Source organism: Streptomyces sp. CC224B (assembly GCF_030010595.1).
Taxonomy (GTDB): domain Bacteria; phylum Actinomycetota; class Actinomycetes; order Streptomycetales; family Streptomycetaceae; genus Streptomyces; species Streptomyces longispororuber.
Genome location: NZ_JASCXL010000022.1, coordinates 68,530 through 84,530 on the forward strand (window position 1 = coordinate 68,530; position 16,001 = coordinate 84,530).

The 16,001-nt window shown below is 72.4% G+C and carries 23 protein-coding genes; 10 read left to right on the top strand and 13 right to left on the bottom strand.

Annotated elements, in window-relative coordinates; translation table 11 throughout:
- Positions 1 to 27: 27 nt before the first annotated feature.
- The 13 genes from QK440_RS11420 to QK440_RS11480 all read right to left on the bottom strand — a co-directional run bounded on the left by QK440_RS11420 (position 28) and on the right by QK440_RS11480 (position 6,311).
- The gene (locus QK440_RS11420; RefSeq protein ID WP_282792928.1) at positions 28 to 654 is read right to left on the bottom strand and encodes a hypothetical protein; all 627 of its coding nucleotides are present in this window, start codon (positions 652 to 654) and stop codon (positions 28 to 30) included.
- A gap of 208 nt (positions 655 to 862) precedes the next feature.
- Entirely contained in the window at positions 863 to 1,081 is a 219-nt protein-coding gene (locus QK440_RS11425; protein WP_282792929.1) for a DUF6011 domain-containing protein, read from the bottom strand.
- Positions 1,078 to 1,512: a DUF4326 domain-containing protein gene (locus tag QK440_RS11430; RefSeq protein WP_282792930.1), complete on the bottom strand. Its 435-nt coding sequence runs from the start codon at positions 1,510 to 1,512 to the stop codon at positions 1,078 to 1,080. Before QK440_RS11430 ends, QK440_RS11425 begins: the two co-directional genes overlap by 4 nt.
- Before the next feature lie 7 nt (positions 1,513 to 1,519).
- Positions 1,520 to 1,927, bottom strand: a complete 408-nt coding sequence (locus QK440_RS11435) for a hypothetical protein (RefSeq protein WP_282792931.1) — start codon at positions 1,925 to 1,927, stop codon at positions 1,520 to 1,522.
- The gene (locus QK440_RS11440) at positions 1,924 to 2,790 is read right to left on the bottom strand and encodes a hypothetical protein (protein WP_282792932.1); all 867 of its coding nucleotides are present in this window, start codon (positions 2,788 to 2,790) and stop codon (positions 1,924 to 1,926) included. The genes QK440_RS11435 and QK440_RS11440 overlap by 4 nt, the downstream gene beginning before the upstream one ends.
- A gap of 124 nt (positions 2,791 to 2,914) precedes the next feature.
- Entirely contained in the window at positions 2,915 to 3,178 is a 264-nt protein-coding gene (locus QK440_RS11445) for a hypothetical protein (RefSeq protein WP_282792933.1), read from the bottom strand.
- A gap of 20 nt (positions 3,179 to 3,198) precedes the next feature.
- Positions 3,199 to 3,462 carry a hypothetical protein gene (locus QK440_RS11450; protein WP_282792934.1) on the bottom strand — a complete coding sequence of 88 codons (264 nt, stop codon included), beginning with the start codon at positions 3,460 to 3,462 and terminating at the stop codon, positions 3,199 to 3,201.
- Complete coding sequence (locus QK440_RS11455; RefSeq protein WP_282792935.1) at positions 3,462 to 3,782, bottom strand: MazG-like family protein; 321 nt, start codon at positions 3,780 to 3,782, stop codon at positions 3,462 to 3,464. Before QK440_RS11455 ends, QK440_RS11450 begins: the two co-directional genes overlap by 1 nt.
- Before the next feature lie 19 nt (positions 3,783 to 3,801).
- Positions 3,802 to 4,215 carry a hypothetical protein gene (locus QK440_RS11460; protein ID WP_282792936.1) on the bottom strand — a complete coding sequence of 138 codons (414 nt, stop codon included), beginning with the start codon at positions 4,213 to 4,215 and terminating at the stop codon, positions 3,802 to 3,804.
- Between the two features lie 38 nt (positions 4,216 to 4,253).
- Entirely contained in the window at positions 4,254 to 4,706 is a 453-nt protein-coding gene (locus QK440_RS11465) for a hypothetical protein (RefSeq protein WP_282792937.1), read from the bottom strand.
- 85 nt (positions 4,707 to 4,791) lie between these two features.
- Positions 4,792 to 4,998, bottom strand: a complete 207-nt coding sequence (locus tag QK440_RS11470; protein WP_282792938.1) for a hypothetical protein — start codon at positions 4,996 to 4,998, stop codon at positions 4,792 to 4,794.
- Complete coding sequence (locus tag QK440_RS11475; RefSeq protein ID WP_282792939.1) at positions 4,995 to 5,621, bottom strand: hypothetical protein; 627 nt, start codon at positions 5,619 to 5,621, stop codon at positions 4,995 to 4,997. Before QK440_RS11475 ends, QK440_RS11470 begins: the two co-directional genes overlap by 4 nt.
- Positions 5,622 to 5,765: 144 nt before the next feature.
- A complete protein-coding gene (locus QK440_RS11480) occupies positions 5,766 to 6,311 on the bottom strand; it encodes a hypothetical protein (RefSeq protein ID WP_282792940.1) in 546 nt (181 codons plus the stop codon).
- Between the two features lie 212 nt (positions 6,312 to 6,523).
- Here QK440_RS11480 and QK440_RS11485 point away from each other — a divergent pair, with 212 nt between their 5' ends.
- The 10 genes from QK440_RS11485 to QK440_RS11530 all read left to right on the top strand — a co-directional run bounded on the left by QK440_RS11485 (position 6,524) and on the right by QK440_RS11530 (position 15,862).
- The gene (locus QK440_RS11485; RefSeq protein ID WP_282792941.1) at positions 6,524 to 7,294 is read left to right on the top strand and encodes a hypothetical protein; all 771 of its coding nucleotides are present in this window, start codon (positions 6,524 to 6,526) and stop codon (positions 7,292 to 7,294) included.
- Positions 7,295 to 7,382: 88 nt separating this feature from the next.
- Positions 7,383 to 8,360 carry an AAA family ATPase gene (locus tag QK440_RS11490; RefSeq protein WP_282792942.1) on the top strand — a complete coding sequence of 326 codons (978 nt, stop codon included), beginning with the start codon at positions 7,383 to 7,385 and terminating at the stop codon, positions 8,358 to 8,360.
- A gap of 64 nt (positions 8,361 to 8,424) precedes the next feature.
- A complete protein-coding gene (locus QK440_RS11495; RefSeq protein WP_282792943.1) occupies positions 8,425 to 8,676 on the top strand; it encodes a hypothetical protein in 252 nt (83 codons plus the stop codon).
- Complete coding sequence (locus tag QK440_RS11500; RefSeq protein ID WP_282792944.1) at positions 8,676 to 9,284, top strand: WhiB family transcriptional regulator; 609 nt, start codon at positions 8,676 to 8,678, stop codon at positions 9,282 to 9,284. The genes QK440_RS11495 and QK440_RS11500 overlap by 1 nt, the downstream gene beginning before the upstream one ends.
- Positions 9,281 to 9,754 (top strand): hypothetical protein, encoded by a 474-nt coding sequence (locus QK440_RS11505; RefSeq protein ID WP_282792945.1) that lies wholly within the window; start codon positions 9,281 to 9,283, stop codon positions 9,752 to 9,754. Before QK440_RS11500 ends, QK440_RS11505 begins: the two co-directional genes overlap by 4 nt.
- Before the next feature lie 760 nt (positions 9,755 to 10,514).
- On the top strand, positions 10,515 to 11,813 hold the full coding sequence (locus QK440_RS11510) for a hypothetical protein (RefSeq protein ID WP_282792946.1): 1,299 nt from the start codon (positions 10,515 to 10,517) through the stop codon (positions 11,811 to 11,813).
- A gap of 110 nt (positions 11,814 to 11,923) precedes the next feature.
- Positions 11,924 to 12,217 carry a hypothetical protein gene (locus QK440_RS11515; protein WP_282792947.1) on the top strand — a complete coding sequence of 98 codons (294 nt, stop codon included), beginning with the start codon at positions 11,924 to 11,926 and terminating at the stop codon, positions 12,215 to 12,217.
- The gene (locus QK440_RS11520; protein ID WP_282792948.1) at positions 12,204 to 13,010 is read left to right on the top strand and encodes a DUF721 domain-containing protein; all 807 of its coding nucleotides are present in this window, start codon (positions 12,204 to 12,206) and stop codon (positions 13,008 to 13,010) included. The genes QK440_RS11515 and QK440_RS11520 overlap by 14 nt, the downstream gene beginning before the upstream one ends.
- Before the next feature lie 373 nt (positions 13,011 to 13,383).
- Complete coding sequence (locus QK440_RS11525; RefSeq protein WP_282792949.1) at positions 13,384 to 14,631, top strand: ParB/RepB/Spo0J family partition protein; 1,248 nt, start codon at positions 13,384 to 13,386, stop codon at positions 14,629 to 14,631.
- Positions 14,632 to 14,980: 349 nt separating this feature from the next.
- A complete protein-coding gene (locus QK440_RS11530) occupies positions 14,981 to 15,862 on the top strand; it encodes an AAA family ATPase (RefSeq protein ID WP_282792950.1) in 882 nt (293 codons plus the stop codon).
- The last annotated feature ends 139 nt before the right edge of the window (positions 15,863 to 16,001 follow it).

Here is a 16,001-nt window from a genome sequence, read left to right on the forward strand (position 1 = left end):
TCGGGCGGGCCGGCCCGCCCGGTCCGGCTACCAGCGGCTGCGGTCGAGTTCCGGGTCGGCGCCGATGGTCCAGGTGTGGTGGATGGCGGAGTCCTGCATCTCGTGCACGAGGTCGAGCACCTGGTCGTCGGTGACCTTGCCGCGCAGCGCCGCGAGCATCTCCAGGGACAGCGCGGCGTGCGCGGACCAGTCCGGCAAGCCGGGCCAGCGCTCGTTCAGCGCGTCCCGGGCGGCGCGGTAGGCGTCGGTGGTGACGCGCTGGTCCTCGTCCTCCAGGTGCCACGGCCGGCGGGCGGTGATGAGGACGAACGCGCCGATGTTGCGCCAGCCGGCGGGGGCATCCCCGGGCTGCGGTCCCTTCTCCGGCGGGCGGACGACGTACACGTCGAAGAAGGCCGGGTAGGGGCGGCCGTCCCGGGCGACGTCGTGGGCGCTGCGCGCCACGTAGGCGGCGAACAGCTCCTCCATGGTGGCGTCGCGGTCCAGGCCCGGGTCCGGGGTTGCGGGGATCGAGGCGTCCAGCAGGAACGCGGTCGTCGCCACGGTGGGTTCGGTGCTCGTGGTGTCGACCGTACGGGCGGCGCGGGCGCGGAGAGCGCCGGTGGCTTCCATGTGGGCGCGGGCGGCCCGGTCGCGGGCGCGGTTCTTCGACATCAGGTCCATCACTCCATGCCGGCACGCCCCACGCGCGTGCCGCTCAGAGCGGACGCTGGTCAGCTGCACGATGCGTCAGAGACGACTTGCCGGAGCTGGGGACCTGGCGTGGGCCTGCGGTCCCCTCACGGATACCAGGCGGTCGTGCACCGCCGGGTCCGAGTGTACGCGGGGTGAATGTGCCGCCCCTTAGTACTCGCCGCATCACCTACGGTTCGTCGGCATCGGGAAGGGCGTCCTGCTCGACGGCGAACCGGCCGGGGTCCGGTGCGCCGTGGATGCCAGCGCGGCAGCGCGGACCCAGGGCCCAGCGCCGCGAGACGGAGTCGGTCAGCTTCGCCTTGCACTCCGTGCACGTGACCACCGGCCGGAACCGGGTCACCGGGACCGGCAGCGCGGTCTGCTCGTCGTCCGGTCGGATGGTCACGGCGTCGCGGGGTCCGGCTCGGCCGCCGCCAGGTTGGCGGGCTTGGGGCTCTGGTCGAGGTAGCTCTCCAGCGGCTTGCCGCTGTTGGCGACTTCCAGCAGCCAGTCGGCGTGACACGGCTGATCGAGCGGGCACCAGCACATGAGGGTCTTGCCGGCGAGCTGCTCGCGGATCTGGCGGAGGTACTCGAGGTCGTGGGTCTTGCTGTTGCGGTAGCTGTCGATGGCCTGCTCGCGGGTGAGCGGCGCCTTGTCCGTGCGGTCGATCCAGCCGCCCGGCAGCACCGTCCAGCCGGTCGATCCCTCGGCCCAGGGATTGCCCCAGACGACGCCGGGGCCGCGGCCGACGTACACGGCGCCGTCGGGCTTCTTCCACCCGGCGGTGCGCTGGCGCTGGACGCGGGCGGGGGCGGGGGCGATGGCTGTGATCACGATTCTCCTACTCGGGGCGGGCGGCGCGCAGGCCGCTGTCGTCGTCGCGCCAGGCGCAGACGTGCAGGTCGGCGGCGCGTTGCCGGTCGAACATCGCGGCGATCCACACCTGGTCGGGGGCGTGCAGGGCGAGGTCGGCCCACGCCCGGGCGTTGAGGAGGAACGGGTCGCGGGGGTCTCCGCAGTCGCAGGGGCAGTCGGGGACCGGGTCGCGCAGGACGTCGACGCCGTGGCATCGGTGGTGGTGGTGCCGGGCGCAGGACTCGCACGCGGTGCGCGGGATGACGAAGGTGCGCACCCAGCGCGGCGGTTCGGCCGGCTGCCGGGGCCGGGCCGCCCGGACCGTCCGGACCGTCCGGACCGTCCGGCGACGCCGAGCGCGCCGGGCGGCCAGTTCGTCGCGGGAGTCCGTCACTGGGCCTCCCCGAGCGCGTCCGGTGTGCCGCCCAGGAGCAGGCGCAGCCGCCCGCGGGCGGGCACCGGGCTGGTCTGGCCGGGGGTGGGCCAGTCGTCGGCGGCCAGCCCGTACGTCGGCGGCTCCCACCGCTGGCCGGAGTAGTGCCGGTAGATCGGCACCCAGTCGGCGGCGAAGTAGCTGGGCAGCAGCCCGCCCCGGTTCGGGATCGGTGGCGGGGCGTCCTCGTTCTGTGCGCGGACCTGTTCGGTGACGCGGTCGGCGTGCTCGCGGTGGCGGCGGCAGAACCACCGTGCGGTCACCCAGCCCGTGGCTGGGTCGCGTTCGATGACCCGGTGGTGGCTGTTGGCTCCGCAGACGCTGTCCTCGTTCCTCCAGTCGCGGGGCGGGGTGTAGCCGGGATCGACGTGGAGGATCGGGGGCGGCGGGGTACGCAGCGGGGTCGGCGGTTCGACGCCGGGCAGCAGGTCCTGCGTCGGCGTCTGGCGGGGCTGGTAGCCGCGGGGCCGGTAGGGGCGCAGCCGAGGCGCTTCGCATGGCGGGGCCTGGCTCGGGCTCCAGTTCTGCGCCGAGCGCGACGCCTCGTAGCGCGGGGCGTCGGCTGCCATCAGGGCGTCGAAGCGCGGCCGGCCGATGCGGTCGCGGCCCAGGAGGCGGGCGGCGATGTTCAGCGGGCCGCGGCCTTCCTCGGCCGGGGCGATGCCGACGGCGTACGCCACGGCCAGGAGCAGCTCCTTGGCCTCGTGGCCGGCGCGCTTGTCGGCGTAGATGCGGTGGACGGTCTCGATGTAGCCCTCGGGCCCGCGGCCTCCTCGCTTGGGCGGCGGGGCGGGTACGGCGGCCAGGTGTGCTGCGGCTCCCATCGTCAGCGTTCCCCCTTCGATGCGGGGCTCACCTCGAGCGTCTGCACCATGATCTCCCCGGTGTTGGTGGTGAGGCGGGCAGTGAGGAGGTCCTCACCGGTCTCGGTTAGGCGGACGAGGCTGGTCAGGCGGAGGGGCGTTCGAGGACGTAGCCGGTGTGGCGGGGCTTACCGTCCTTCGTGGTGGCGCTCTCATGGAGCTGGGAGGCTTCGATGGCGCGGCGTCGGATCTCGCGGCCGTCGTCGGTGAGGGTGACGACGTCGACCTTGCCGTAGCCCCACACGCCGGGGACCGACTGGACCTCGCCGACGACCTTGATGCGGCGGGGCTCGCTGTCCGGGTACGGGTCCCCGAGGCTGCGGTAGGTCTGGTCGGACTCGATGGGCATGGGTTCCTCTTTCCTCCTGGTCAGGGTCGGGTGATGTGAAGGCGGCGCCGTCCGCCGCCGGGCTGCTGGTCGGGGACGACGTGGAAGCCGACGGCCTGCAGGGCGAGCCGGTACGTGTCGAGGCCGTCCTGCTCGCCGGGGCCGTCGTGGAAGACGTTGACCTGCCTGCGGCCAGCCTGGACGACGCGCCAGCCGGGGATCCCCCAGTCGTCGTTGATCCACTCCGACCGCGGGTAGGCCTCCAGGACTTGGATGATGTCCTGGGTACGGATCACGCGGGCCATCAGATCACCGCCAGCGAGCGCGCCTCGATCTTCGTGAGCTTCTCGGCGAGGACGTACTCGGGCTTACCGGTGATCGAGGCGAGCGCCACGGCAGCGGTGACGATCACGTCGCAGAGTTCGTCCTGCACGTCGACGATCGTGTGGCTGGCCCCCTTGCGGGGGTTCTGGCCCTGCACGCCGATCCACGCCTGCGCCACCTCCCCCACCTCCTCGGCGAGCTTCAGGATGCGCAGGCCGATCTCCGCGTCCTGGCGCCCGTTCTGGTCATCGAGCCAGCCGACGAGCCGCTGGATCGTCGACCACTGATCGTTGGTGAGCATCGGTACCTCCTGAGGTGGGCTAGTTGGTGTGGTGAAGCGCGTCGGCGACGGTGCGGTCGCGGAGGTCGCGGTCGGCGGGCGGCTGCACGGCGGCCTGCTGCTCACGGCCAGCCAGCGGGTGCCCGTCGAGGGCGGCACGGATCCGGATGGCGGCCTCGTGCTGCATCGCGGCCCGCTGGGTGTCCGGCTCGGTGCGCATCTCTGCGTCGATCGCGTCGGCCAGCCCGCGGACACGGGCGAGCGCGGCGCGGAGGTCACCCTGCTCGGCGTCGGCGGGCACAGACGGCACGGCGGCGGCCCGGCTCGCGTCGTAGGCGTCCAGCAGCGCCTCCGGCGACTCGTAGCCAAGCGCGCCCACGCAGAAGTTGAAGTCGATCGCGCGCAGTAGATCATCACGGACACCGTCGGCGTCGGTGTACGGGCGGTCGGGCATGGTGCTCCTTCGTGATGACGGGGCGGTGGTCGGACTGCTCACTGCTCCGCGGTCTCCCACGCCGCCACCGCGCGCTTCACCGCGTCGGCCTCATGCCAGTACGGGGCGTGTCCCTCCGGCACCTCCTCGCCCGCCAGCAGCGTGCGGACCACAGCGACGACCGCGGCCGGGTCGGCGTAGCGGCCGAGCGTGGGCAGGAACTCCGGCTCGTGCTCCAACTCGCCATGCGCCTTGCGCGGGGCCCACTGCCACTGCTCGGCGGGGTGCTCCCACAGCAGGACGAGGCCGTCCTCATGCACTTCGGTGTTGACGGCCGGGTGGCCGCCGGTCCACACGAGGAGCGCGTCGAGCTGCGTGGTCAGGCCGGAGGCGTCGTATCGGTTCGTCTCACTGTCGGAGATCTGGGTCCAGTCGGGGGCCAGTCCGGCGGCGGTGAGCGCGTCGTCGACGGCGGTGATGTACGGGTTGTGGGGCAGCGTGCGGTCGGTCATGGGGTTCCTCTCGGTGGTCGGGATGGGCGTCTGCTGGGCGAGCTGCTCCTTCGTGGGTCAGTGGCCGGGCGCCGCACCCGGTAGGTCACGGGGTGGTCTTGCAGGCGGGGCAGAGGTCGACCACCCGGTCGTCGCGGCGGCGGCGAGCCCAGCCGTCGACCCGGCCGTCCGCGCGTACTTCCGCCGCCGTCATCGAGGCGGAGCTGGCTCGGATCGCGGCGGACTCGGGGCATCCGCGTTCGTGGCCGGGGCCGTCACAGGCGATCTCGACGCCGAGGGAGTACGCGGTCATCGGGTCGCCTCGGCGGTCCGGCAGACGGCGCAGACGTGGAAGGCGTCGCTCGCCTCGTGGCAACGGTCCACGCAGCGGCGGCAGTGGTCGGTCAGGCCGTGCCGGGCGTGGCCGTCGTGGCGGGTGTCGGCCGGGTCGAAGGGCGTACGGCACGCCGCGCACGCCGCGGACTCCTGCTCGGCGACCGCGTCCTCGCCAGCCGCCAGGAAGCCGCGGACGGCCTCGTCGGCGCGGCCGGTCTCGGCGTCCCGCTTGGCGAGCTGGTCGAGGAGGTACTTCCGCTGCGCCTGGAGGCGGCGGACCGCGGCGATCAGCGCGCGTACATCTTCCGGGGCGTGGGCGATGAACAGGCCGTCGGCCTGGACCTGTGCCCAGTCCTCCTCGGCCGTCCACTCTCGGTGAGTTGGCTCGTTGTCCAGGGGCTCCTCGTCAAGGCGGGCGATTCCCCGGCGGGCGCGGTAGCCGTAGCCCGTCTTTTCGAGGTCAGCGGCGATCTGGATCAGGCCGCCGCTCTCGTAGAGGCCCCAGGGCCCCGGGGTGGCGGCGGTGGCGCGGGCTTCGATCTGGTCGAGCTCCTCAGGGGTGAGCGGGGTGGGCTGGCCGGTCATGGACTGGTGGGACACGTGGTGCCTTTCTGAATTCGGTCTACCCCTGTGACACGAAATCTGGTTACGCTGGCCGCGCCGTACGCGGCGCATGGCTCTTGTGAGGGGGCCGCCACCTTCTTCGGTGGCGGCCCCCTCGCCTTTGCGGGCGGCCGGGGCCGGTCAGGCGCTGGAGTGCTCGGCCAGGTTCAGCAGGGCGGCGGTGATCCCGTTGAGAGCGGTGACGATCTCTTCGACCTCGAGGTTGTTGAGACGGTCGACGTTGAGGGCGTCCATCGCCCGGCGGGCCTCGGCGGCGTAGTTCCGCGGCGGGCTTGGGAACTTCGGGATCTCGTGGCGGGCGGCGGCGATGTCGCCGATGGAGTGCAGCAGCCGTACGCGCCCGAAGACACCGGGGCTGTCGGGTTCCCATTCGGCGGTGTGCAGTTCGACGGCGTTGTCCTCGGCGCTCCACAGGGCGCGGACCTCGTAGGCGGGATCCACGTAGTCGGCGTGGATCAGCACCGCCGCCTGCAGCTTGCCGTTCTCGTCGTACCCGGCGGGGCTCAGCGGCTCGATGCCGAGCTCGGCGAGCTTGGCGTTGATCTTCTCGGCCTGGTCCTTGACGAGGCGCAGCTTGCTGGCCTTGACGGCGAGTTCGCGCTCGGCGCGGTCGGCTTCGGCGGCGGCGAGCCAGTTCGGCAGTGCGGTGGCCGTGGTGTCGGGCATCGGTCCCTCCAGGGGCTCGGGTGTCCACACCATAGCTCGATCTATTGCGTGTGTATAGGGTTTCCGTTACGGTTGGGGCTGCCGGGGTGACCCGGCCCGCCAAGCCGGGGCACCCGCTACCGGCGGTGCGGCAAACATAGGACACTTGCATGTGTTTGTGCACAGCGACGTCGTCGCTCGCCCTGAGAGCACCGCCGAGAGGACCCGCCACCGTGGCCGAAGAGAGCACGTCCCCACTCCCGTCCGGACAGCAGTGGGGGGAGGGTGACCCCGCACGCCCGCTGTACGTGCCCGCCGAGGTGAAACAGCAGTCTGACGCCCGGGCGTCAGCGGAGAGCAGGACGCTCGCGATGGTCATCCGCGAGGGCTTCACGCTCTACCGGTACGGCCACCTTGAGCCGGTCAAGCCCAAGCGCGCTCCCGCCGGCTCCGTCGGCGGGTCCAAGGCCATGCCGCCCACCAGCGTCCGGGTCCACCCTGCCGAGTGGGCGCAGATTCTGGAGCGCTGTGCCGCGGACAAGCAGCGGCTCGGCTTCCTCGTCAACCCCTCCCGCGTCGCTACGCAGTTCCTGCGTGACGTCTACCTGGCCGCCCCGGCGCCCGGCGAGGTCCCGGCCGAGGACTCCGCGCCGAACCGCTCGGTGTACATCCCGGACGCGGTCAAGAGCCGGGCCAGCTGGAAGGTGAAGGGCGAGGGCCGCACGCTCGCCGCGGTGCTCCGGGAGGCGTTCACGCTCTACCGGTACGGGCACCTCGAACCGACGCCCACCCTGCGCGCGGCGGCCGGAGCGGTCCCCCCGGACAGCGGCCCGCTGTCCACCACGGTCCGCGTGCCCACCGTCGAGTGGACGCAGATCACACAGCGCTGCGAGGCGGACTCCGAACGCCTCGGCTTCGGGGTCAACCCGTCCCGCATCGCCGCGCAGTTCCTCGCCGATGTCTACCTCAACGCGGAGGAGCTGGACGCGCCGGCCAAGGAGTAGCACCACCGCGGTCGCCTGACCGGCCGGACGCCGACAACTGGCCCCCGGGTGGCCGCCCCAGGCACAACCTCATAGGAGAGACCCGCCCATGGCGACAGCCATCGAGGCCCCCGCGACCGCGGGGGGCCCGGTTCAGCACACCCCTTTCCAGTTCGAAGCAGCGGCCAAGGAGGCCCGCCCGGTCCGTGCAGTTCTCGACGGGCCGCCCGGGTCCGGGCGCACCCTGGCCGCCCTGCGGATGGCGGCCGAGCTCGGCGAGAGCATCGCGGTCATCGACACCGAGCGCGGCCGGTCGCGGCAGTACGCGGACCAGATCCCCTTCCACGTCACTGAGCTGACCAGCTTCCACCCGACGAACTTGTCGCAGGCGCTGTATGCCGCCTCCGAGCACGACGTGGCGGTCATCGACTGCTGGTCGGCCTTCTGGACCGGGCCCGGCGGACACCTCGAGCAGGTCGACCTCGCAGCGCAGCGCGGCGGTGCCAACGGGTCCGCCTTCGGATGGCGCGAGGTACGCCCGCTCGAGCGCCAGATGCTCGAGGCTGTCATGTGCTTCCCCGGCCACGTCGTCGCCACCCTGCGCGACAAGCTCGAGGTAGTCCTGCGCACCGACGCCCAGGGACGCCAGGTGCCCACGCGGGTCGGGCTGCGTCCCGAGATGCTGGGCGGCATCGAGTACGAGGTCGACTTCGCCGCCTCCCTGCTTCCGACGCACGAGCTGGTGGTCACCAAGTCGAGCCTGCCGGCGTTCGCAAACGAGGTCCTCGACGACCCGGCAGCGGTGGGCAAGGCCCTGCGCACCTGGGCCGAGGAGGGCGTACCGCGCGGGCCCCGCGTCGAGTTCCTCCACCGCGCCTACGACCCCGAGGCGACCTACGAGTCGCTGTCCGCGCTCATCGAGGAGGTGCAGTACTGCCGGGCTGCCGGGATGGCGGCCGTCGACCACACCGGAGCGGCGACCACGCTCGCCGAGGTGATCTCTTTCCGCCTCAGCAGGGCGCGCAAGCGCCAGCAGGAGGCCACAGCCCGAGCCGAGGCCAGGGCCAGGGCCGAGACCAGCGCATGACCGCCTTGCCCCTGCACCGGGCCGCCGCGGCGGCAGCCGAGGCGAATCCGACGAGAGGAGAACCGTGCGCAGCCGTGCCCGCCTCACTGCGATCGCCTGCGCCGCGGCCGCCGCCCTCTGGTGGTGCCGCCGCACCGCGCGGCAGGCCCTGACCGACTCCGAGATCGCCCGTATCGGTGAGCGGGCCGCCCACCAGCAGCACGCTGCCCACCTCTCAACAGCGCTCGAGGAGACCTCTGCCCGGCTGTACGCGGCGCTGGTCCTCGCCGATGCCACCGACGTGATCAACCGGGCCCAGGCCCGAGAGGAGTTGTGATGTCCCCCAGCCCGGACAGGCTCGCCGCCCTGATGGAACTCCACCAGCACCCTCAGTGGCCGCACCGCGCGTGCGCCCGCACCAGCGAGCTCGGCGAGCCTCTCGTCGACCCTGACCTGTTCTACGCCGTCACCTCCCAGGAGCAGGCCGCGGCCGTCCAGGTGTGTGAGGAGTCCTGCCCCGTCCTGGCGGCGTGCCGTGCCTACGCCCTTGGCAGCGACGGCTGGTGGGAGCCCGACGGGGTGTGGGGCGGCCTGACCGTCAAGGAGCGCATGGCCATACGCAAGGAGCGCAAGGCCACGCGCCGCGCGGAGCTCAAGCGCCGATCCCGCCAGGCCCGCCAGCCGCGGCCGGTCGCCGTGCAGACCTGGCGGCCCACGACGAAGCAGCTCTCGCTGCTGCGCGTCCTGGCGCAGAAGGACGCCGACCTGCACACCGCCGCCGAGGCCTTGGGCAGCACGTACGCAAGCGTGCGGTGGATACACGCCCGGATGTGCCGCGATCTCGGGTTCTACCCCGACGAGCTGACGGTCGGGCAGCTCGTCGCCGCGGCGAGGAGCAAGGTCGGCGACAGCGGCTCGTCGGGCCAGATGGTGGACGCGGCATGACCCCACCGGTCCTGGTCGGGGCGGAGTGCGGCGTCCGCCGGGCGCAGGTGCCCGGCGGCGCGGCGGCCGAGCGGACCGCGGCGGTGGCGCCCCGCCGCGGGCGGGGCCGGCCGCCGCTGCTCGACAGGCCGGAGCGCATCGAGGAGTTCCTCGCGTACGTGGCGGCCGGGTGGACCGTCCTGGAGGCGCTGGGCTCGATGGGGCTGGCCCGCTCCCGTACCCCGGTCTACACGCTGCGCCGTCAGGACCCGCTGTTCGCCGCCGCGTTGGCCGAGGCCCAGAAGAGGGGCCGCGCGGCACGCCGTCACGCCCGGTCCGAGCAGACGCAGATGGACCAGCACGGCACGGAGAGCTGCTACACCCGCCGCCGCTGCCGCTGCATGCCGTGCACAGGCGCAGCGAGCCGGGCCCGTCAACGGCGGCGGCGGGCCACCGGTGCTGACGGCACGTCAGAAGTCTTCGGAAAGTGACACGACACGAGGGAGTGAAGGTGGTCGCAATGCGGGACGCCACAGAGGTAGGCTCAGCCCTGGCCATATTTGGGGATCACGGATCCGGTGGCCGTACAAGTCCGAAAACGCGAATGGCCCCCGCCACCCCCGGAGTAGCAGCCGGGGTAACGGAGGCCGATTTCGCGCCGAGACCGTGTTGGGACGGCCGAGGCATGAGTCATGGTACCCGTGCACCTGGTGCACGGCACAAGAGGACCCAGCCGGGGTGCGTGTGTACGCCGCGCCTGCCGGTGGGCCTGGCCATGCCGCCGCAGCCGTCTCCCTCTGAACTCCTCGGGAAGCTGCCGCCGGCAGCGGCCGGGTTGAGCGCACGCCAGACTCCCCTGCTGAGAGGGGGCTGGCCTTGACGTAGGTATCTGGCGGCCGGTGCTCGCCGGTGATTGCGGCGCAATCACGAGCTCCCGACCGCAGGCCTTCCAGACTCCCGGTGTTTCGCCCCACCCGGTCTGGCGGCCGTTCGTGCCACAGCAGGCAGCGCCACGAGTTTCGCCGCTCGCAGACAACCTGCTGACCGTCGTTCCGGTCGCTACGCGGTCCGACGGATCTTTCGCCGCCCCAGCCACGGGGCGGGTCCAACTCTTCTGTTCACACCGGACGGCCAGCCAGGCCACCCGATAGGGGTGCAAGCCCCCGAGGGGGCTTTGCTGTGCCCTCTTGCCGAGAGGACCACGCGCACATCATGCAGCAAGGTGCTGCCATTTGTCAGCTCGACCCTGCCGTGAATCGGCATCTCGGGCCCTCCTCCACCCTGCCGGGTGACGCTTCCGCCGCACACCCGGCTGCCCCCGCGGCAGTCCCGCACACCTTCGACCTCGTCACCGACAAGGCACAGCAGACGGTGCACGGCACTCTCTCCCGGCGCGCGCAGAACCGCGCCGAGTTCCTGCGGGCCGCCCGGTTCATGGTCGGCGCCGGCTACCACCCCAAGGCCAACGCCACCACCCTCGCGATCGCCCAGGACCTCTCCCGCCGCCTGGACGACAGCACGGGCCTGGCCATGTACTGCCGCGACCTGATCTGCGAGCGCCTCGGCATCGATAAGAGCACCGTCAAGCGGCACATGGGCTACCTGCGCGCGCTGGGCCTGCTGGTCCTGGTGTCGGAGGGCTCGCGCCGGAACTCCCGTCGGCTGCGCGGCCTGCCCGGCTACTCGGGGACCGCCGCGGTGTACGGCGCCGTCATCCCCCCGGTGTGGGATCACGCCCTGGGCCACCGCCTCCAGGGGACCGGCTACGAGGCCCGGCTCGTCGGCATCACCGAGGCGGGCCGACAGCGGATCACCAAGGCCGCGCCTGTGGACAGCCCTGTGGACGACACGGAGCGTGCGCCCCAATCCGTCGTGGTTACCCACGACGTACCTGCTGATGTAGTGGGTGGGAAGGTAAAAGCTACGCGCACGGCGCGAGCCAACAGCCGCTCCCCCAAGAAGACAATCCAGGGCCGCCGGGTGACCGCGGCGATGTACGCGGCCGCCGACAAGCTCGCCCGGCGGCTGCGGCCGCTGCACAACTGGACCCAGCGCGCCACCCTCCGGGAGCTGTCGTGGGTGCTCCTGGACCTGGTGGCCGCCGGCTGGACCCAGGAGCGGGTCGACTCCTGGCTGCGGCTGATCGCCCCGGCCGTCGCGGTGCGCATCGGCTGGCGCCCGGACCGGCCCCACGCGTACATCGCCCGCCAGGTGGCCAAGGAGGCCGAGGCCCGGGCCCACGAGGCCCGGCTCCAGGCGGTCGAGCGCGCGGCCCCGAACGCGGCCTTCGCGCAGGCCACGCAGGACCTCCGCGAGCAGAACACCGGCGGAGCCGAACTGCCCGCTGTGGAGGGCCTGGAGGACCTCGACGAGGACGCCCTGAAGAGCCTGCGGCTGGAGGCGTGGGGGGCGTACATGGCTGGCGACACCGCCCTGGTCATGACTGCGTACGAGAACCTCGGCCCGTCCGAGACCCAGCGGCTGTACGGGGCGGATCTGCTGCGCCGGTGCATCGCCCTGACCTTCTCCGACGGCATCCGGGTCGCCTGAGCCCCCTGCAGCGGGGCCGGGGCTGCCGGTGATTGCCGCGCAATCACTCCGGCCGCCTCCCCGGCCGCCCCGGGACCTGACCGGCAACCCTCGTGACCTCTGGAGCAGATGTGACTCACCCGCTGACCGCGAGCACCATCACCGACGACATCCTCGACGACCTGCAGCAGGAACTGGACCGTCTGCGGGCCGCCGTGGCCCTGCACCACCCTGTCCGCGACGGGGCCACCGGCCGGTACGGGTGCGCCGCCTGCACGCCCCAAGCCGCTGCCGCCGGGCCCGGCGGCCAGCACGCTGCCGGGGAGGCTTGGCCCTGCAACACCGCGAGAACCGCGGGCACGGCGGCTCCCCGCACCGGGGCGATTGCGCCGCAATCGCTGCGGGGCGCCGATGACCGCGGCTGAACTACCCTCCGGCTCGGGGGCCGACCTCGCCCGGGTCGCACTGCGCCAGGCCAAGGAGAGCGCCCGCAGCCGCGGCACCGCCCCGAAGAAGAGCAGGCGCCAGCGCTACCGGCCCGCCCGCGGCGACGGACGCGACCCGCGGCTCCTGCAGGGCGTGATGCAGCAGTTCATGGTGGACCTGGGCTGGGAACGCGCCGCCGACGGCGGGGGCCTGCTCGCCCGCTGGCCGCAGATCATGGGCCCGCGCGCCGAGCACTGGCAGGCCAAGAGGTACGACGAGGAGACCGGCACGCTCACCGTGCTGTGCGCCTCGCCCGCCTGGGCCACCTCCCTGCAGCTCACCGCACGGCAGATCGTCGCCGAGGTGAACCGGGCTCTGGGCAAGGACACGCTGCAGCACATCGTCATCCGCAGAGATGCCGGACCCGCCGACCGCCGCGAGCAAACGCCAGAGGCAGCTCCCGCGGCCAGCCCGAGCCCCGCACAGACCCACCGTCTCAGACCGACCGGAGCGCCACCCGGCCCCGACTACCGGGCCGCCCGCGAAGGCCTGCGCGCGGAACGGATCGCCGCCAGGACACAGCGCTCGCCGGCACACGACTCCGAGCCCCGCTTCAGGCTACGGGAACCCGAGGAGGCCTTCACCGACGCGGTCGCCCTGCGCGAGCAGCTCACGGCCGACGACCAGCGCCGTGCAGATCCCCGGGCCCGGGCCCTCGCGCGGGCCCGCCGCGAACGCAGCGCCGACCGCCCCCCTGCCCCCGCGTCCCGCCCCGCCCCCGGCGTAGCCTGAGCCCCTGGACCGCACACGACGCGCCGCCCGCCGCCCCGCCGAGGCAGTGATTGCCCCGCAATCACCACTGCCCCATCCCTCGTCCGCGACCACCGGTGGCGAGGGAACCCGATGCGAGGTGGCCTGTCCTACGACGGACGCCCTCCGGAGGCAGGCATACTGAGTGCCGACGAGACGGCAGATGAACTCGGCCCCGGCCAGCCGTGATTGCCCCGCAATCACTCGGCAGCCCTCGTCGCCCCTCCCTCGCTGGGCGCTCAGCCGTCGGGCTCGAAGCGCCGTGTATACGGCGCCACCCCTCTCTCCTCGGCTGCACGGCGGATAAGCTCGCGCCCGAGACCCACCATCAGCACCACTCCACCCGGAGACGCCCATGTCCCCCAAGCCAGGTCTCGGCCGAGACCTCAAGGCCGAGCGGGAGGCCGCACGCGCCCGCGTCGCCCGCCAGAAACTCATTCCCCAGGGCCTGCCGACAGCCCGCATCGAGCAGCTCCTCCCCAGCCCGGAGAACGGGCGCAAGAGGCTCCACAAGGTGCAGGAGCTGGCCCGGACGCTGAAGTCCGACGGCATGAACACCGCGATGACGGTGCTGCCGCCCGCCGTCTTCCTCGCGAAGTACCCCCAGCACACCGCGCTCGTGCAGGAAGCGGTCGCCAAGGGCGTCCTGTACATCGTCCATCACGGGCACCGCCGCCTGGCCGCGGCCAAGGTGGCCGGCCTCGAGGAAGTCCCGATTCTCATCCGGGACACAGTCAGCAGCCCTCGCATCGCCGCCATCCAGGAGAATCTCCAACGGATGGGTCTGAACCCGATCGAGGAAGGCGAGGAGTTCAACGAGACGCTCCAGGAGATCGACGAGGAGACCGGCAAGGCCTACACGCAGCGCGGCCTGGCCGAACGGGTCGGTGCCTCCCAGACGTACATCTCCCACCGGGTGGCCCTGCTCCGGCTGATTCCCGAACTGCGCAAGGCCGTCGTCGACCACTGGCTCAAGGAACAGGGTCTCGAGCCGGAGGGCGACCTCCTGCTTCCGGTCCGGCCGGCGGCCACGGTGTACGCCCGGCTGCGTGAGGATCTGCAGATGCAGGCCGTCACCGGCGCCCTGGCCGGTGAGGATGCCGCGGTCGTCGCCAAGCTCCGTGAGGACCTGCAGGGCGCCTTCGTCGAGGGCAAGCTGACGATCGAGGATGCCGTCGAGATCGCACGGCTGCCGCAGAGCCAGCAGAAGCTGCCCGACCCGCTCGAGCGTCCGGAGCCGAGTCCGGAGCCGACGGAGACGACGCCCGTCCTCCCTGCGCCGCCGGCCCTGACTCCCGAAGAGAAGAAGCCCGTTCCCACACCCCGAGGCGAGGCGACCCCAGACGCCGCCGACCAGGGCAACGGCACCGGAGACGACGGCCCGAAGCCCGGGCCGGACGCCCCGGGGACAGGTGACGGCCCGAACCCGCCGGCCGCTGGGCCGAGCGGCCGCGGGGAGCAGAAGCCGGGCACCGAGGTCATCGCCGCCCCGGCCCGGATCATCGAGATCCGCGAAGAGAAGGACCTCGACCAGTTGGTCCTGGCGCTGATCGCGCACCTCACCGACGAGGAGCGCGAGTACGTACGGCAGAACCTCGCCTAGCCAGCTGAACGGCCTCTACGCCCCGTCGAGTGAAAGACACGGCGGGGCGGCTGGTTTTCTGCCCGGCCCACGCGATACGGTGCGGCGCAGCAACCCCTGTGCCCGCCGTGCCCGCCGCTCCGCTCCCCCGGTGCCGGCCTCGCGCACGAACGTGATTGCCGCGCAATCACTACGCGCCTCCCCTCCACCGCTTCGCCCGACATCGCTCGGCGGCGGACTCTCGTAGCGGTCCACGGCAGGGACCTCACCTTCACCGTGCACGTCCGCGTACGGGCGACCTCTCGGCACCGCTCCCCCGCCGGGCGCCCCGACGCGTGATTGCCCGGCAATCACATCCGGAGAGACCCACATGACGACCTTGCCCCCGGGCTTCATCCCCTTCAGCCAAGTCCTCGCCACCGGCCCGTCCGCCGGCCCCGCCAAGGTCTACGCGGTGGTGAACCAGAGCGGTGGTGCCGGGAAGACCACCTCGGCGGTGAACATCGCCGCGTGTGCCGCCGAGTACGGCTGGCGGACCCTGATCGTCGACGGCGACGCGCAGTGCGACGCCTCCGTGGCCTGCGGTTATGAGCCAGACGAACTGGAGCAGCCGACGCTCTACGACGTGCTGCTCGACGTCGCGACCTTCGAGGAGACCATCGTCCCCGCGCTGGCCGGCCGCTTCGGCGGGGAGGGGACCGTAGCGATCGAGAACCTGTACATCGCGCTGGCCTCCTCCAACCTCGAGGACGCCGAGCAGCTGCTCGCCACCCGGGTCGGCCGCGAGTTCTGGCTCCGAGGGCTGATCGACGCCGTCCGCGATAAGTTCGACCTGATCATCATCGACTGCCCCGGCAACCTGGGGCTCTACGTCGTCAACGCGATCGTCGCCAGCGACGAGGTCATCGGCTGCGTGAAGCCCGGGTGGAAGGAACTGCGGGCCCTGACCCGCATCGAGGCGAAGATCGAGGAACTCCAGCGTGTCCTGGCCGGCGTGAAGGCACACCTGAGCAAGGTCCTCGTGGTGGACGTCCCTTCCCACCGCAGTCAGGGCGCCGTCTACGACGACAGCAAGAAGACCGTGGCGTCCGCGTACGAGGAGCAGATGCTGCCCATGATCCGGCGCTCGCCCCGTATCCCGGAGGCGTACGCGGCCCAGAAGCCGCTGCGCTTCTACGACCGCGCCGGGGAGGCCACCCAGAACTACTACGACGTCACCAAGGCGCTCGGGTTCCGGCGGCGCACGCCGTGATTGCGCGGCAATCACGGCCGGGGGAGTAGGGGAGAGGCCGGCGGGTGGCGACCACCTGTTGGCCGGTCCCTCCCGAAGAGCCGGCACTGCCGGCCTCAGCGGCCCGGCCCGCAGGCGTCCGCTGCCCGGGACGTTGCCG

Coding starts and splice junctions, on each gene's coding strand:
- QK440_RS11440 (WP_282792932.1), bottom strand. CDS start 2,790: ATGGGAGCCGCAGCACACCTGGCCGCCGTACCCGCCCCGCCGCCCAAG.
- QK440_RS11500 (WP_282792944.1), top strand. CDS start 8,676: ATGTCCCCCAGCCCGGACAGGCTCGCCGCCCTGATGGAACTCCACCAG.
- QK440_RS11525 (WP_282792949.1), top strand. CDS start 13,384: ATGTCCCCCAAGCCAGGTCTCGGCCGAGACCTCAAGGCCGAGCGGGAG.
- QK440_RS11480 (WP_282792940.1), bottom strand. CDS start 6,311: ATGCCCGACACCACGGCCACCGCACTGCCGAACTGGCTCGCCGCCGCC.
- QK440_RS11460 (WP_282792936.1), bottom strand. CDS start 4,215: ATGCCCGACCGCCCGTACACCGACGCCGACGGTGTCCGTGATGATCTA.
- QK440_RS11445 (WP_282792933.1), bottom strand. CDS start 3,178: ATGCCCATCGAGTCCGACCAGACCTACCGCAGCCTCGGGGACCCGTAC.
- QK440_RS11450 (WP_282792934.1), bottom strand. CDS start 3,462: ATGGCCCGCGTGATCCGTACCCAGGACATCATCCAAGTCCTGGAGGCC.
- QK440_RS11470 (WP_282792938.1), bottom strand. CDS start 4,998: ATGACCGCGTACTCCCTCGGCGTCGAGATCGCCTGTGACGGCCCCGGC.
- QK440_RS11455 (WP_282792935.1), bottom strand. CDS start 3,782: ATGCTCACCAACGATCAGTGGTCGACGATCCAGCGGCTCGTCGGCTGG.
- QK440_RS11505 (WP_282792945.1), top strand. CDS start 9,281: ATGACCCCACCGGTCCTGGTCGGGGCGGAGTGCGGCGTCCGCCGGGCG.
- QK440_RS11490 (WP_282792942.1), top strand. CDS start 7,383: ATGGCGACAGCCATCGAGGCCCCCGCGACCGCGGGGGGCCCGGTTCAG.
- QK440_RS11420 (WP_282792928.1), bottom strand. CDS start 654: ATGTCGAAGAACCGCGCCCGCGACCGGGCCGCCCGCGCCCACATGGAA.
- QK440_RS11530 (WP_282792950.1), top strand. CDS start 14,981: ATGACGACCTTGCCCCCGGGCTTCATCCCCTTCAGCCAAGTCCTCGCC.
- QK440_RS11465 (WP_282792937.1), bottom strand. CDS start 4,706: ATGACCGACCGCACGCTGCCCCACAACCCGTACATCACCGCCGTCGAC.
- QK440_RS11520 (WP_282792948.1), top strand. CDS start 12,204: ATGACCGCGGCTGAACTACCCTCCGGCTCGGGGGCCGACCTCGCCCGG.